Origin of the sequence: Pedobacter agri PB92, assembly GCF_000258495.1 — a bacterium.
GTDB classification, from domain to species: Bacteria; Bacteroidota; Bacteroidia; order Sphingobacteriales; family Sphingobacteriaceae; genus Pedobacter; species Pedobacter agri.
The window spans coordinates 1-12643 of the sequence record NZ_AJLG01000013.1 but is presented as its reverse complement, the minus strand read 5'-3'; the positions used below and the strand labels follow the sequence as shown (position 1 = coordinate 12643).

General features: G+C 37.9%; 15 protein-coding genes. 10 read left to right on the top strand and 5 right to left on the bottom strand.

Translation table 11 applies throughout. The features are described 5' to 3' along the window. Positions 1 to 2: 2 nt before the first annotated feature. Positions 3 to 1718 carry a hypothetical protein gene (locus ON09_RS03410; protein WP_010599657.1) on the bottom strand — a complete coding sequence of 572 codons (1716 nt, stop codon included), beginning with the start codon at positions 1716 to 1718 and terminating at the stop codon, positions 3 to 5. Positions 1719 to 2153: 435 nt separating this feature from the next. Here ON09_RS03410 and ON09_RS03405 point away from each other — a divergent pair, with 435 nt between their 5' ends. From ON09_RS03405 to ON09_RS26760, 5 genes are all read left to right on the top strand, one after another. Further along, positions 2154 to 5240: a ligand-binding sensor domain-containing protein gene (locus ON09_RS03405; protein WP_010599656.1), complete on the top strand. Its 3087-nt coding sequence runs from the start codon at positions 2154 to 2156 to the stop codon at positions 5238 to 5240. Positions 5241 to 5339: 99 nt separating this feature from the next. Beyond that, complete coding sequence (locus ON09_RS26460) at positions 5340 to 6134, top strand: carboxylesterase/lipase family protein (RefSeq protein WP_051010162.1); 795 nt, start codon at positions 5340 to 5342, stop codon at positions 6132 to 6134. A gap of 4 nt (positions 6135 to 6138) precedes the next feature. Further along, positions 6139 to 6423, top strand: a complete 285-nt coding sequence (locus ON09_RS26455; RefSeq protein WP_039841791.1) for a carboxylesterase family protein — start codon at positions 6139 to 6141, stop codon at positions 6421 to 6423. Next, positions 6350 to 6670 carry a hypothetical protein gene (locus ON09_RS25375; RefSeq protein WP_039841789.1) on the top strand — a complete coding sequence of 107 codons (321 nt, stop codon included), beginning with the start codon at positions 6350 to 6352 and terminating at the stop codon, positions 6668 to 6670. The genes ON09_RS26455 and ON09_RS25375 overlap by 74 nt, the downstream gene beginning before the upstream one ends. After that, positions 6670 to 6996, top strand: a complete 327-nt coding sequence (locus ON09_RS26760; RefSeq protein WP_083837939.1) for a carboxylesterase family protein — start codon at positions 6670 to 6672, stop codon at positions 6994 to 6996. Before ON09_RS25375 ends, ON09_RS26760 begins: the two co-directional genes overlap by 1 nt. Positions 6997 to 7050: 54 nt before the next feature. On the opposite strand, the gene ON09_RS03380 is transcribed toward ON09_RS26760, so the two are convergent. Then, a complete protein-coding gene (locus ON09_RS03380) occupies positions 7051 to 7512 on the bottom strand; it encodes a PA2169 family four-helix-bundle protein (RefSeq protein ID WP_010599654.1) in 462 nt (153 codons plus the stop codon). Between the two features lie 184 nt (positions 7513 to 7696). Here ON09_RS03380 and ON09_RS03375 point away from each other — a divergent pair, with 184 nt between their 5' ends. Together ON09_RS03375 and ON09_RS03370 are read left to right on the top strand one after the other, a co-directional pair. After that, positions 7697 to 8449: an SDR family NAD(P)-dependent oxidoreductase gene (locus ON09_RS03375; protein WP_010599653.1), complete on the top strand. Its 753-nt coding sequence runs from the start codon at positions 7697 to 7699 to the stop codon at positions 8447 to 8449. A 165-nt stretch (positions 8450 to 8614) separates the two neighbouring features. Then, entirely contained in the window at positions 8615 to 9847 is a 1233-nt protein-coding gene (locus ON09_RS03370; protein WP_010599652.1) for a PQQ-dependent sugar dehydrogenase, read from the top strand. 99 nt (positions 9848 to 9946) lie between these two features. Here ON09_RS03370 and ON09_RS03365 read toward each other — a convergent pair whose 3' ends face one another. Together ON09_RS03365 and ON09_RS03360 are read right to left on the bottom strand one after the other, a co-directional pair. Next, a complete protein-coding gene (locus ON09_RS03365) occupies positions 9947 to 10753 on the bottom strand; it encodes a hypothetical protein (protein WP_010599651.1) in 807 nt (268 codons plus the stop codon). 2 nt (positions 10754 to 10755) lie between these two features. Beyond that, positions 10756 to 11361 carry a hypothetical protein gene (locus tag ON09_RS03360; protein ID WP_010599650.1) on the bottom strand — a complete coding sequence of 202 codons (606 nt, stop codon included), beginning with the start codon at positions 11359 to 11361 and terminating at the stop codon, positions 10756 to 10758. Between the two features lie 101 nt (positions 11362 to 11462). Between ON09_RS03360 and ON09_RS03355 the strand changes: the two genes are divergently transcribed. Next, positions 11463 to 11654, top strand: coding sequence for a hypothetical protein (locus ON09_RS03355; protein ID WP_010599649.1), 192 nt, complete (start codon positions 11463 to 11465; stop codon positions 11652 to 11654). Between the two features lie 13 nt (positions 11655 to 11667). Here the strand turns inward: ON09_RS03355 and ON09_RS03350 are convergent, their stop codons facing one another. After that, positions 11668 to 11901: a hypothetical protein gene (locus ON09_RS03350; protein ID WP_157258822.1), complete on the bottom strand. Its 234-nt coding sequence runs from the start codon at positions 11899 to 11901 to the stop codon at positions 11668 to 11670. A 43-nt stretch (positions 11902 to 11944) separates the two neighbouring features. On the opposite strand from ON09_RS03350, the gene ON09_RS03345 reads away from it, so the two are divergent. Then, the gene (locus ON09_RS03345; RefSeq protein WP_010599647.1) at positions 11945 to 12148 is read left to right on the top strand and encodes a hypothetical protein; all 204 of its coding nucleotides are present in this window, start codon (positions 11945 to 11947) and stop codon (positions 12146 to 12148) included. A 260-nt stretch (positions 12149 to 12408) separates the two neighbouring features. Then, positions 12409 to 12643: hypothetical protein (locus tag ON09_RS03340; protein WP_010599646.1), on the top strand; the 235-nt coding region annotated here is incomplete at its 3' end.

The window sequence follows — 12643 nt, the reverse complement described above, 5'->3', positions numbered from 1 at the left end:
GACTAAAATTTTATTTGATAGGCTAATTCCCCTCTTAACTCGCTGTATTTTTGCTGTAATCCTTCGGTATTTGCCGGAGCGTTACTTAAAAAGTAAAGTCCGAAATCGATGTTATGCCCCTTTCTAACCCTATATTTCGTATTAAAGGAGCCGTTGTAAATCAAACTCTTACCGATGGCTTGCTCGCCAATTGTTATCGAATGGTTAGTTGACATTCGCAATAAAGATTTAAGCATGGTGATATCTCCTCCCACAGAGAAGCCGGTATAGGTTTGATCGATGCCCATTCCTTTTAATTGGGTGGAGTTAATGCTGGTATTGAGGTTGATACCCTGCTTAACAAAGCCAATATTATAACTTACTAAAAACTGTTTAGTATCCATGTTTCTACTCACTGCACTTTCACCAAAAAACTGATTAAAATCGTTGAGGTTGCTAAGTGTAGCCGAGAGCGTAATCATGTGACTATATTTTTCGTTGCTAAATATATACCTCGGCATCAGGCTATACATTTCAGTGGTTTGCACAATCCTTAATGAATCTGCAAAGCGTACAGTGTTAGGGCTTTGATTATTGGAATAATTGCTGTAACTGGCATCCATACCAAACCTATCGGTAAATTGTATCGTTGCATTTCCTGCACCAATGAATCTTTTATTGGTGGCGTTTTTCTGGTTTTGAAGATTATCCTTTTGGATACCAACACTCCCATTAAAGCTGATCTTATTTTTCCAGGCCAGAAATGAGGGTGCGATGGTCCAGGCCTCAATATCTGAAGTAATAAAATAGGCGCCCATCGATTTAAATTCAGGATCAATACGGCGATAGTTTATTTTTAAGCCATATTTTTTATCGCGATACCCCACACCAGCACTAAAAGCAGTATATAATTCGCTGGTTGCATTTATGTCTGCATATTTTTTTATGGTTTTTAAAATCGGATCTTCCAAAGAATCTAATGGCACAGTAGTATATAAGTTGCGGGTGTATATACTCACCGCAGCCTCACTTTCTATTAGGAAATATTTCAGAAAAGTAATCTGTCCTTTATAACCTAAAACCGTGTTTCCGGCAGGTGCAATAGGGTTAAATTGTTTATTCAGCTGACTGCGGACAAAACCTGTGCTGTCGTCTTTCGCTTTTAGATAGCTGAAATCAATGAAACTTCTTGCCGAGCCATAGCCAACTTTTACAGCATAACCTTTACGGTTAAAAGCTTGTGGTGCCAGTGATTGTGTTAGTGTATCAATCACGGTGGCCTTATTCAATCGCCCGTACATAAAACCCAGCCTAAACTTGCCAGGATTGAGTTCCACTCCGGCACCCAACATGGTATGGCCGCCTAAAGTGTATGGAGAAAAACTAACATTACGATAACCTGCATGCAAGGTGATCCATTTATAGGTTGGGCTTAAACCAAATTGATTGAACGGCTGTTGAAAATTCGTTTTCCGATCTGTATATACCACACTAAAAGGAACATCCCAACCATAAATGCTTAACGTAGGACTCCCGCTTAAAATCAGTGAAAATGGATTACGGCGGTTTGCGGCACCATTCATTTGATAACCAATAGTGCGAACCTCTAACGCACCGCTATAACTAAATGGTTTTGCATTTTTGATGTTTGCGATATCTTGTGCAAATGAAGGCTTGGTTAACACGAATAATGCGAGGAGGCAGCTTAACCTTCTAATGAAAAATAAGAATTGTTTCATAGCTGTTCTATTAATTTAGTAATCAAAAAAACAGCTTTAATCCACCGCATTTATAGCTAGTGATTGAGTAAGTACTTTTATTGAGCGAATGAGGATTTTTGATGAGTGAGCTCATTTAAGGCACAAGCAAATAACAAGTTGCTTAGGCATTGCAATCAAAATAATAATATCATAAACTTAATAAAGTACAAATGATTGTATTTATTGAGCAGGATCTGCTTTATAATGAGTAAAGAAATTTTATCACTCAAAATTTTCTTTCGAAACATCAAACCTGATGCTGGTTTTATGCACAATTTTTATCGGCTGAGCAGAGTGGCAATATAAATGAGTGGATGGGCAATTTGGCTTAGTATAAATTAATGTTACTTGGTATATTTATGTGTTATTTTGATATCGAGGTATCATCACTAAATTAATTATCGCTCAATAATTATGAAAACGTGGATAGTTTCTTTAATTATTCTTGCTTTTGGTGGTTACACCGCTAGAGCGCAGCTTTTTCCTAATTTAAAATTTAACCAGATAACAGTAAGAGATGGCTTAAGCACTAACGCCGTACGCTGCACTTACGAAGATCAAAATGGAATTATCTGGATTGCGACTGCTAAAGGGCTAAACCGATATGATGGAACCGGTATTAAAGAGTTTAAACATAGTGATACTGATAGCACCTCGATTTGCAATGATGTAATTATAAACATTGCTGCCGACAAGGAGCATCAGCTATGGTTGGGTACTGCAAAGGGTTTATCTCGATTTAATCCCCAAACCGGTAAAGCTGTTAATTATTTTCAGCAGCCTGAAAATAAAAATAGCTTAGCGCATAATTATAACTGTGCGCCTTTTGTAGATAGCAAAGGCAATCTTTGGATTGCTACCAGCAACGGAATACAGCTTTTTGATTATCGCAAAAATACATTTGTCACCTTCCCGCCGGCGCCAGGAACAGCTGAAGATCATAATGCTTTCAACCTGATAAAAGAAGACAAAAACCACAGATTATGGGCTTTGGGTTATAAGGGCTTATATTTAATTGATCAGCGAAATAAAAAAATACATCCCTACAGTCAGCAGGATAATATATTATCGCTATATCAGGCTTCTGACGGAAATAGTTACATTGGCAAAGCAGAAGGCGGCCTGAACGCCTTTTACTCAAAAGAAAATATCTTAAAGCCAATCAATATCCCGTTTTTAAAAAGACCTAGCAGGCGGGTTAACGATATTGCAGAGTGGACAGACAATAACCAAAACAAGTGGCTTTGTGTTGCCGCAAGTGGCGGTTTTATACTAAAAAATTTAAGGAACGATGAAATAAAGGGATATATATCAGACGAGCTTAATCCAGCGGCATTAAATGCTTTTAACATTTATCACATTGCTAAAGACAGGCAAAACCGTTTATGGTTATCAACCGACAATGGGATTAGCATTGTCGACCCGAACTTTCAAAATTTTGAAAATATTCCGCTTTATCAGCAGATCAAGCTCAATAATCCAAAACTATTGGGTATCCCGAACAATATGCTTGAAACAGAAGACCGCTTTTACATTACCTGCTATTATGCCAAGGGCATTTATACTTTTAGTAAGAACTGGCAGCTGCTATCCCATATTGCGCAAATACCAGAAACTGCAAAAAGTTTTTTGAGCAAATCAATAAACAGCATATATAGGGATGATAAAAAGAATTTTTGGTTTAGCACAGATTCTGGCCTGGTGAAGAAGTCCGGCAATCGCTACAAAATATTTTTCCCTCCGGTTGATACTAGCAATAAAGATAACCTCGTGATTTCAAAATTATATAAACGAAAGGATGGTAAATTCTGGATCAGGGCCAGGCAAAATGGGATTTATCTCTTCAATCCCTCGACCGAAAAATTTATTAAACAATACCCGCCTGATGGCAAAGACATTGATGGATCAGTTTATTCAGGCCTGATTGACAAACAGGATGACTTTTGGATTGGTGCTACAAAAAGCATCAGCGTTTTCAATCCAGCAAGAAATGCTTTCGACAAAATTACCATTAAAGATATTGATGGAAAAATACGTGATGTAACCTGGGTAACTGATATAACACAAGACAAAGAAAACGTGATTTGGGCCGTTTCGGATATTGGATTGATGAAAATCGACAAGAAGCGTAAAACCGGATTGCTCATCGACCATAAAATGAAGTTACCAGAAAATTATCTGAAACGGATTCTCATTGATTCCACCGGAAACCTATGGATTCCATCACAACAGGGAATTATTAAATACGATAGAAAAAAAACTTTCACCTATTTTAATTTCAATAATGGCCTGCCCTTTCAATATGAAGGACACGGCTTTTTTGAGATCGATAAAACAGGACATTTCTTGTTAAGTTACAGTGGTTATGTTACGCGTTTTAACCCCTATAACATTAAATCGAACACGGCAGTACCTCGGGTCATCTTTATGGATCTCAGTGCTGATGGACAAGAAAAGACAATACATATCACCGGCCAAACAAAGGCAATTGTCCTTAAGCCAGGTACAAAAATAGTGAACATTCATTTTGCCTTAACCAGTTATACTGCACCGCAAGAGAATAAATATTTCTATAAAATTGGAAAAGATGCGGCATGGCAACAGGTAAAAAACGGTGATATCGCTTTAGGAAGCATGCCAAATGGTAAATATGTGCTTTATATTAAAGGTTGCAATAATGATGAGGTTTTTAGTGCAGAAGAGCAACTTCTTATCACCGTACTGCCACACTGGTACGAAAAAAACTGGTTTAGGATATTGTGCGTCCTTCTGATTGTAGTCACAATATTTTTATTGGTCAGACGAAGGATAATTTTTATACGCAATCAGTTTCTGATCAAACAAAGGCTGTCAGAAAGTGAACTGAAGTCCATCCGTTCACAAATGAATCCGCATTTCATTTTCAATGTACTCAATTCAATTGAAGCCTATATCATGGAAAATGACAAAAAAACGGCTTCTCGATTGATACAAAAGTTTGCAGCTTTGAGCAGGCTGATATTAGAAAACTCAACCAAAAGTTTGGTTACCGCTGATAAGGAATGGAAAGCTTTAATGTTATATACCGAACTGGAAGCAATGCGATACGCTGGAGTTTTCACTTACGATTTTGAAGTAGACGATGATATTCAGCTAAAAAGTATTCATCTTCCGCCAATGCTCATTCAACCTTTAATCGAAAATGCCATTTTGCATGGCCTAATTGCTCATGAACAAACCGATGGACAATTGAAAGTGACATTGATTAAAACCGATAATGGAATTTGTATTTCTGTTCAGGACAATGGAATTGGCTACGGCACCGAAACCAAAACAAATCGTTTCAGTGGCATTAAGGAAAAATCTATGGGATTAGCTTCTATCAAAGAGAGGATTGAAATGATTAATAAACAGAATCCTAACAGTGTAAGGGCAAGTTTCTCCATTACATCAGGAAAAAATCAGAGCGGAACAATTGCCGAAGTATGTTTACCTTTTTTTGATGAACCTGATGAGCGGTAATTTAGATTCGTTGCTATTCTTTTATATTTAAATCTATATAAGAATGTTGCTTTCATGACACAATTCCATCGAATGGTATTGATTATATTTGCAACACAGATGAAGATCCCGAGAAAAAAAAAGTTCATATTAAAGTTTAGGGTAGCCTTGCAAACGCTTTTCCTATTAAGCAGTTTTAGTTTATTTGCCCAATCAGCCCGGGTTCAGGTTTCTGTTAACGAAGGTTTATTGGAAGGAAGGATGAAAGATGGTGTTTACATTTTCAAAGGTATTCCTTATGCCAAACCACCTGTTGGAAATTTACGCTGGCGAGCGCCAGAACCTGTAGCAAAATGGTCGGGCGTTCGAAAAGCCATTGATTTTAGTGCCAGGCCGGTTCAGAAATCAGGTATATTGTATGAATTCAGATCTGAAGAAATGAGCGAAGACTGCCTTTATCTAAATGTGTGGAGCACGGCGAAGGCAAATGACCAACCTCAACCTGTTTATATGTTTATTCATGGCGGCTCATTTATACATGGAGATGGATCGCAGCCCGCTTATGATGGTGCAAGTATGGCGAAGCAGGGCATTGTATACGTTTCAATTAATTACCGCCTTGGCGTATTTGGTTTTTTAGCGCACCCTGATTTGGGCAAAGAGAATAAATGGGGCGCCTCTGGGAATTATGGTTTACTTGATCAGGTGGCTGCGATAAAATGGGTTCGTGACAACATAGCTGCATTTGGCGGTGATCCTGATCGCATTATTATTGGTGGCGAATCCGTAGGGGCACAATCTGTTAGCGCACACATGGCATCTCCACTCTCTAAAGGGCTTTTTGCTGCTGCTATTGCTCAAAGTAGTTCCCTATTGGATTCACGCAGGTTAATCAAATCAAAAAAAAGCCTCTGAGAAAATGGGGATAGATTTTGCTGCACTAACAAAAAGCACCTCGATTGCGGCAATGCGACAAATTGACGAAAAGCGGTTATTAAAAATTGCCTCCAAAGGCGACCCAAGAAGGTTCAAGCCAACCGTTGATGGTTATTTTTTGAACCAGTTTCCGATAGATGTTTTTCAGGCAGGTAATCAGGCCAAAGTTCCGCTTTTGGTAGGTTGGAATGCTGATGAAGTTCCGGCATTGGCTTTTTACAGACTCAGAAGAATTAATCCTGAAAAATTTCAGGGAAAGGGTAAATAAAATTTATGGTGAAGATGCTCAGGAGCTATTAAAATACTACCCGGTTAAAACAAAGGCTGAGGCAAAAATAGCCGGATCTAAGTTAGGTAGCGATTGGCTCATTAACTACGGAACCTGGCAGTTGGCCGAATTACATGCAAAAAGCAAAGCTCCTGTATATCGTTATTTATTCGATCAGCCTCATCCAGGCCTAACTTCCAAAACCATTAATGATGGTAACTTTTTCCAGGTTATTCTAAAAAATTAATCAATAAAGCCATTACAGGATCAGCATTCCATGCCGCAGAAATAGAATATGCCTTAGGAAACTTAGAAGTACAAGGAAACTACGCCTGGAAACCAGGAGATTATCTTGTGTCGAAGCAGATGCAGTCTTATTTTGTGAATTTTATTCGCACAGGTAATCCGAACGGCGAAAGTCAGAACCAAACGGATCTTGTGAACTGGCCACAATTAAGAAGCACTCAGACCAACAGGTTTCTAAGAATAGGCTTACCCAGTAAAGTAGAAACAGAGGCAGATACCACGAAAAATCGATATTTGCTTTTACAGAAAATAAGTTTTGGAGAATAAACCGGCAAAAAAAAAGCTGCATGAAAACATGCAGCTTTTTTGATTTTAAATCGATTACAACGATTTATGTGCATCGCGTAATGCTTTAATTGCATCATGACTAATATTGATGCCGTCTTGTTGTTTAAGCAAAACTGATCTTACGTTTTCACCTAATTCATTTTCCTGAAGCGCATCTTTATATGCTTTTTTAATAGCATCTTCTCCTCTTTCGCATTCAGCTAAAATGCTATGGCGATCATCACCTCCAAAGCTTGCCTTAATATCGATCCATGCTCTGTGTAATGTTCCTAAAATAGTGTTTCCCGTATCTGGATCTTCATTGTTTCTGCCTACTAAACCCGCAAGTTCAGTTACATTTGCTCTACTATCTGATGATAGTTTGTCGAAAGTTGCTTTTAAATCAATGTTTTCTTCACTTAGGTCTTTTGAAGCTTTATCAAAGCCATCAGCTCTGTCATTGTTAATTTGAATAAGGTCATTTAATACCTCTACTGTTTTTTCTTGATTTTCCATAGTAAATTATAATTCTATAATTGGTAGTGTGATATTATAACAAGCTCTTTCATTTAAAGTTTTACCAACTCAAATATTTAGATGAAAAATATCCTTACGCTTTCCAATTTGATAAAACACTTTTTCCTGACAAACATTAACGGTAACCATCCGTTTGTTAATTAGAATTTTAAAAATGAATATTATGTCTATATTAAATAACAAAGTTGCCATTGTATCTGGCGCTGGGTCAGGAATAGGAAGAGCAATCGCAATTACGTACGCTGCTGAAGGTGCGAAGGTTGTAGTTGCTGATATTAATGAGGAACATGCAAACGAAACTGTAAGTTTAATTAAAGACCATGGTGGAGAAGCCATTGCGATCAAGGCTGATTCTTCAAAAGCGGAAGAAAACAAAAGATTGGTAGAGGAAACGGTAAACCAGTATGGGCGTTTAGATATTGCCTGCAATAATGCAGGAATGGGTGGTCCTGCGAAACCAACAGGAGATTATGAGCCAGAAGAGTGGGATCGTGTAATCGCACTAAATTTGAACGGTGTTTTTTATGCCTGCAAATATCAGTTGGCACAAATGGAAAAAAACGGTGGCGGATCCATTATTAACATTGCATCTATCCACGGACAGGTTGCTGCGCCAAACAGCCCGGCTTATACCGCTTCAAAACATGCCGTTGTGGGCTTAACAAAAAATATTGCAGTTGAATATGCACAAAAAAATATCAGGTGTAATGCAGTCGGTCCAGGTTATATAGAAACGCCCCTTCTCACTGCAAATTTAAGCGAGGAAGCCATGAAAGCAGTGGCTGCAAAAAGTGCGATTAATCGGCTGGGAACTGTTCAGGAAATAGCGGATTTGGTGGCTTTTTTAAGTTCAGAAAAATCTTCATTTACCACAGGAAGCTACATTATTGCCGATGGTGGTTATACTGCTGTTTAGAATACACGTTTTAATAGGAGAATAAGACCAGGTTCAAAAAAGGACCTGGTCTTTTTTTTGATTTTTTGACTATCGAAATCAACTTACAAATTGCAAACTATTCAAACCAAGCTGTTCTCAAATTGTTAGCATTATAGTTACTGCATCAACCCTAAAACTAAAATTATGAAATCAAAATTTCACTTTATCGCATTAGCAAGTACATTGCTCTGCATAACTGCCTGTTCTAAAAATGAAATAAATGAGGATACTGAACCAAATCCTACTGATGGACCAGGCGTAGAAACAAATGCTCCAAATACAAGTTACAAGCCTGCATTCAATGGGCAAACAAGGGTGAAAGCCGTTCGTACAACTGCAGCTTTTCAGGGTACCGCCATCAGTTCAGGTTTAACTGCACCATGGGGCATCACTGCACTACCCGACGGCCGCTTGCTCATCACCCAAAAAGCGGGTACGATGCGCATTGCAACTACTTCCGGCGCCTTAAGTACGCCTATTACAGGCTTACCTGCCGTAAATTCTTCCGGCCAGGGAGGTTTACTCGGACTTTGCATCGACCCACAATTCACCAGCAACAGAATGGTATATTGGGTATTTTCTGAAAATGTTGCCGGTGGTACTCAAACTTCTGTAGCCAAAGGGCGACTTTCTCAAAACGAACAGAACATTGAAAGCGCTACCGTAATTTATCGGGCTGGCCCGGCTTACAATGGCACTTTACATTATGGTGGTCGAATTTTATTTGATCGCAGCGGAAATTTAGTGGTTAGTACCGGAGAAAGATCTGATTTAGCTACCCGTCCGCTGGCACAATCGGTTTCTTCTGGTCTTGGCAAAGTTGTGAGGATTACAACAAATGGTTTGCCAGCTACAGGAAATCCAACATTTTCTGGTTCTGGCGCATTACCAGAGCTATATAGCATCGGTCACCGTAATCCTCAAGGCTTAGCAATGCATCCGGTAACTGGTGAAATCTGGCAGGGAGAGCATGGTCCGAGGGGTGGCGATGAAATAAACCGGCTGCAGGCGGGCAAAAATTATGGCTGGCCAACGATTACCTACGGAATAGAATATAGCGGTGCGGCAATTGGCGCTCCTATCCAACAACAAAATGGACTTGAACAGCCTGTTTATTATTGGGATCCGGTGATTTCACCAAGCGGCATGACATTTTACACGGGCAACCGCATTGCAGAATGGCAAAATAACTTATTCATAGGATCACTAAGTGCAACACATATCGTAAGGTTAGTGATTGAAAATAACCGGGTAATGGGAGAAGAAAGATTATTAGCCAGCGAAAATCAAAGATTTAGAGATATTACGCAGGGAACCGACAATGCGCTTTACGCCATCACAGATGGAGGTAGGCTTTATCGAATTGATCGGTCATAAAATGAAATATATTTAGGCGACAATATAGCAAATTACCCTTTTATAGAAATTGGTGAGGTAAAAAAGAAGGGTAGCGTTCAACACAACTCTACCTTTCTTTTAAATGCTTAGCAAAAGTTTATCAGCTAATTCCAAGCGAATTCTTCTACTTCCAAGGTCAGTAAGACGATAATTTCCATTTTTTAATTGAATAACCTGTCTTTTATCTGGAGCAGATAGCTTTTTAATACTGGTGGTAACTAATGGCGCACTACTTAAAGAATGTATACCCAATTCTCTTCTGCTAAATCCGTTTTCTCCCGCATAATGCAACAATATAAGAATTTCTTCATCTGGTCGAAGGTCTGTGCGTTGAACAATTAGGATATCACCGAAGACGCCGATGCATGGAACATCAAATTGAAGAAGCTCTCTAATAGTTTTAGCAACTTCCTCTCTATCGCCATTCCAAAATATTCTCAACATTTCATTCATACACCACCGTACAGATTCGATTAAATACTTAGAGTCCATATGGTTTGGCTCATAGGTCGCAGATATATGAACCGCCCCTCTGTCACTTCTGAATTTATAGATAGCTTGTAAAACTTTCGAAATATGAATTATTTCTTTTCTCGCGACATTAAATGGTAGATTAGTTAAATTGTGCGTTACAGCATTATTGTTAAAATAATCTATACATTCCCCTACACCTTTTGTGTAGTTCAATGTGCCTGAGTCCAAGTGATAAAGGATTCTTGAAGTTATCTCAGCAAACTGTCCTGCGTCCAACTCAGTTGGTTCCCAGTCTCTTTGAATAAATCGACGTTCCATAGAAAGAAATTCATCAACAAACTGTGTTGCCAATAAGTGATCAAAGGGAGGAGATATATTTGTGATTAAGCTATTCCGTTCAATTAATCCCATTATTATTTGACACCTTTAATTAGGTTTTGAACAAATGCATCTCCAGCATCCGTTAGATACCAACGGTGTGGATTAGCTGTTACATTTTCCCCAACAAGTGCACCATTTCCTAACTTAACTTTTCCAAGATCTCTTGAAATATTTGGAGAATGTATCGTTTTGGTCTGTTTATATTGGGCATTAAATGTATTCGCTATTTGAGCAGTAGATAACTCAGATAGGCTTTTTTCATTTTTCATTACATATAATATCCAAAGAGCTTTTTGCTGTGTTGTCCAAGTCATCATTGGCGTGCTATATTTTTTAGGATCATTTTTAAAATCAATTGGCTCAACCTTGCTACTGCCTCCACTACCGCTTCCGCCTGAAGTCGGTTTTCGACGTGAACTCTTTTTCTTTTGAGTAGATGGGGGTAATTGTATTGGAGCGACTTCTGTAGCTTCAACATCTTCCGTTTCTGTATTATCTCCAAAAACTTGTGGAGTCGTTAAGCCTTTTAATTGATTTGCAACACTAGATGTAATAGCTGCTACATCTTCTTTTGAGCCCTCTACTTTTAATTCAAAGCCCGTAATTTTAAGTTCAAATTTAAATTGATTTTTTGCCATGTTATTTTAGATTTAACAGTAAATATAGCAAATCACAACTATTATTTGGAGTATATGAAGATAAAGGCGGAGTTTATTTAAATCGAAAATACAAAGTATAAATGGCATCACATGAATTAGCCAGAAAATTACTGGATGGCCGCAATATATCTGTTTACATTCCATTAAAAGGAAATAATTCCTACCTTGAACAAGTTGAAGAGGTTGAACACGCAGTAATTGGTTCTCAAATTTATCTTTTGGGAAATCGAAAAGTGAATGGGTTAAGAATATGGCCAAAGAATGGGGCTTAGAAAAAGTGCTTTTTTAACCTTCCTCAATAGTTTTATTGTGCACTTTATTAATTAGGATATGATAACGATCAGCAAGAGATCCAACAAATTTTGTTTCAAATCCAAATGTATTTGGAACATCTATGTTGAGCGGCCAAACTATTTTTCCAATTCTATACCATAATTTTTGGACATCTTCTGAAGATTCAGAAACCAACTCTAAAAATTGTTTATTGAAAAATTCTTTTTGCTTTTCTGTCAGTTTCATGTTCAAATATAACATTTAGAAAATAAAGTAGGAAGTTTACAAAATGTACGAAGATAGATTAAAAGCACGGGTAATTAAGGAACAGCTGGAGCTTGAAAAACAGGCTAATGAATTGATTTCCGCATTTGAAAATAAATGGAAAGCTAAATATGTTGATTTGACATTAATTCCAATACCATCAATTAAAAACAGTTTACCCTACAATCAACAAAAAGGTGGCAAGATCCAGTTCTTTATGACCTTATAAATCTTTGTCCTAGATAGGGCATTGGCACTTTCTTGCAACTTTTTTCACAAAAATGGTGGACCCCATTGTTAATAGTTGGACCTTTAGTCTAACATTACAAGATCGAGAGAACACCAAAAAGAAAATGGAACAACACTACACCAATTTATTTGAATTAGTAGAGTTTTTAAAAGACGAAGAAATAGCCGTTAAGCACCTTGAAGAATTAAGATAGAAAGGCAACAGAGCATGTCCTCATTGGCAATATCAAAACTTATGCTTTGAAAAGCGGTAAATATAAATGTGCCGACAAAGATTGCGACGAACAATTCAATGCTAAAGTTGGAACTATTTTCGAAGGTTCAAAAGTTCCACTTAAAAAATGGTTTATTGCGATCTATCTACTTACCTCCCACAAGAAAGGAGTATCTTCACATCAGTTAGCAAGAGATTTAAAAGTAACACAGAAAACAGCATGGTTCATGCTACAAAGATTGCGTACAGCATTGGGAAATG

What these genes read in the sequence shown, in the direction of transcription:
- ON09_RS03410 (WP_010599657.1), bottom strand. Translation starts at nt 1,718, where the DNA reads ATGAAACAATTCTTATTTTTCATTAGAAGGTTAAGCTGCCTCCTCGCA.
- ON09_RS03405 (WP_010599656.1), top strand. Translation starts at nt 2,154, where the DNA reads ATGAAAACGTGGATAGTTTCTTTAATTATTCTTGCTTTTGGTGGTTAC.
- ON09_RS26460 (WP_051010162.1), top strand. Translation starts at nt 5,340, where the DNA reads ATGAAGATCCCGAGAAAAAAAAAGTTCATATTAAAGTTTAGGGTAGCC.
- ON09_RS26455 (WP_039841791.1), top strand. Translation starts at nt 6,139, where the DNA reads ATGGGGATAGATTTTGCTGCACTAACAAAAAGCACCTCGATTGCGGCA.
- ON09_RS25375 (WP_039841789.1), top strand. Translation starts at nt 6,350, where the DNA reads ATGAAGTTCCGGCATTGGCTTTTTACAGACTCAGAAGAATTAATCCTG.
- ON09_RS03380 (WP_010599654.1), bottom strand. Translation starts at nt 7,512, where the DNA reads ATGGAAAATCAAGAAAAAACAGTAGAGGTATTAAATGACCTTATTCAA.
- ON09_RS03375 (WP_010599653.1), top strand. Translation starts at nt 7,697, where the DNA reads ATGTCTATATTAAATAACAAAGTTGCCATTGTATCTGGCGCTGGGTCA.
- ON09_RS03370 (WP_010599652.1), top strand. Translation starts at nt 8,615, where the DNA reads ATGAAATCAAAATTTCACTTTATCGCATTAGCAAGTACATTGCTCTGC.
- ON09_RS03365 (WP_010599651.1), bottom strand. Translation starts at nt 10,753, where the DNA reads ATGGGATTAATTGAACGGAATAGCTTAATCACAAATATATCTCCTCCC.
- ON09_RS03360 (WP_010599650.1), bottom strand. Translation starts at nt 11,361, where the DNA reads ATGGCAAAAAATCAATTTAAATTTGAACTTAAAATTACGGGCTTTGAA.
- ON09_RS03355 (WP_010599649.1), top strand. Translation starts at nt 11,463, where the DNA reads ATGGCATCACATGAATTAGCCAGAAAATTACTGGATGGCCGCAATATA.
- ON09_RS03350 (WP_157258822.1), bottom strand. Translation starts at nt 11,901, where the DNA reads ATGAAACTGACAGAAAAGCAAAAAGAATTTTTCAATAAACAATTTTTA.
- ON09_RS03345 (WP_010599647.1), top strand. Translation starts at nt 11,945, where the DNA reads ATGTACGAAGATAGATTAAAAGCACGGGTAATTAAGGAACAGCTGGAG.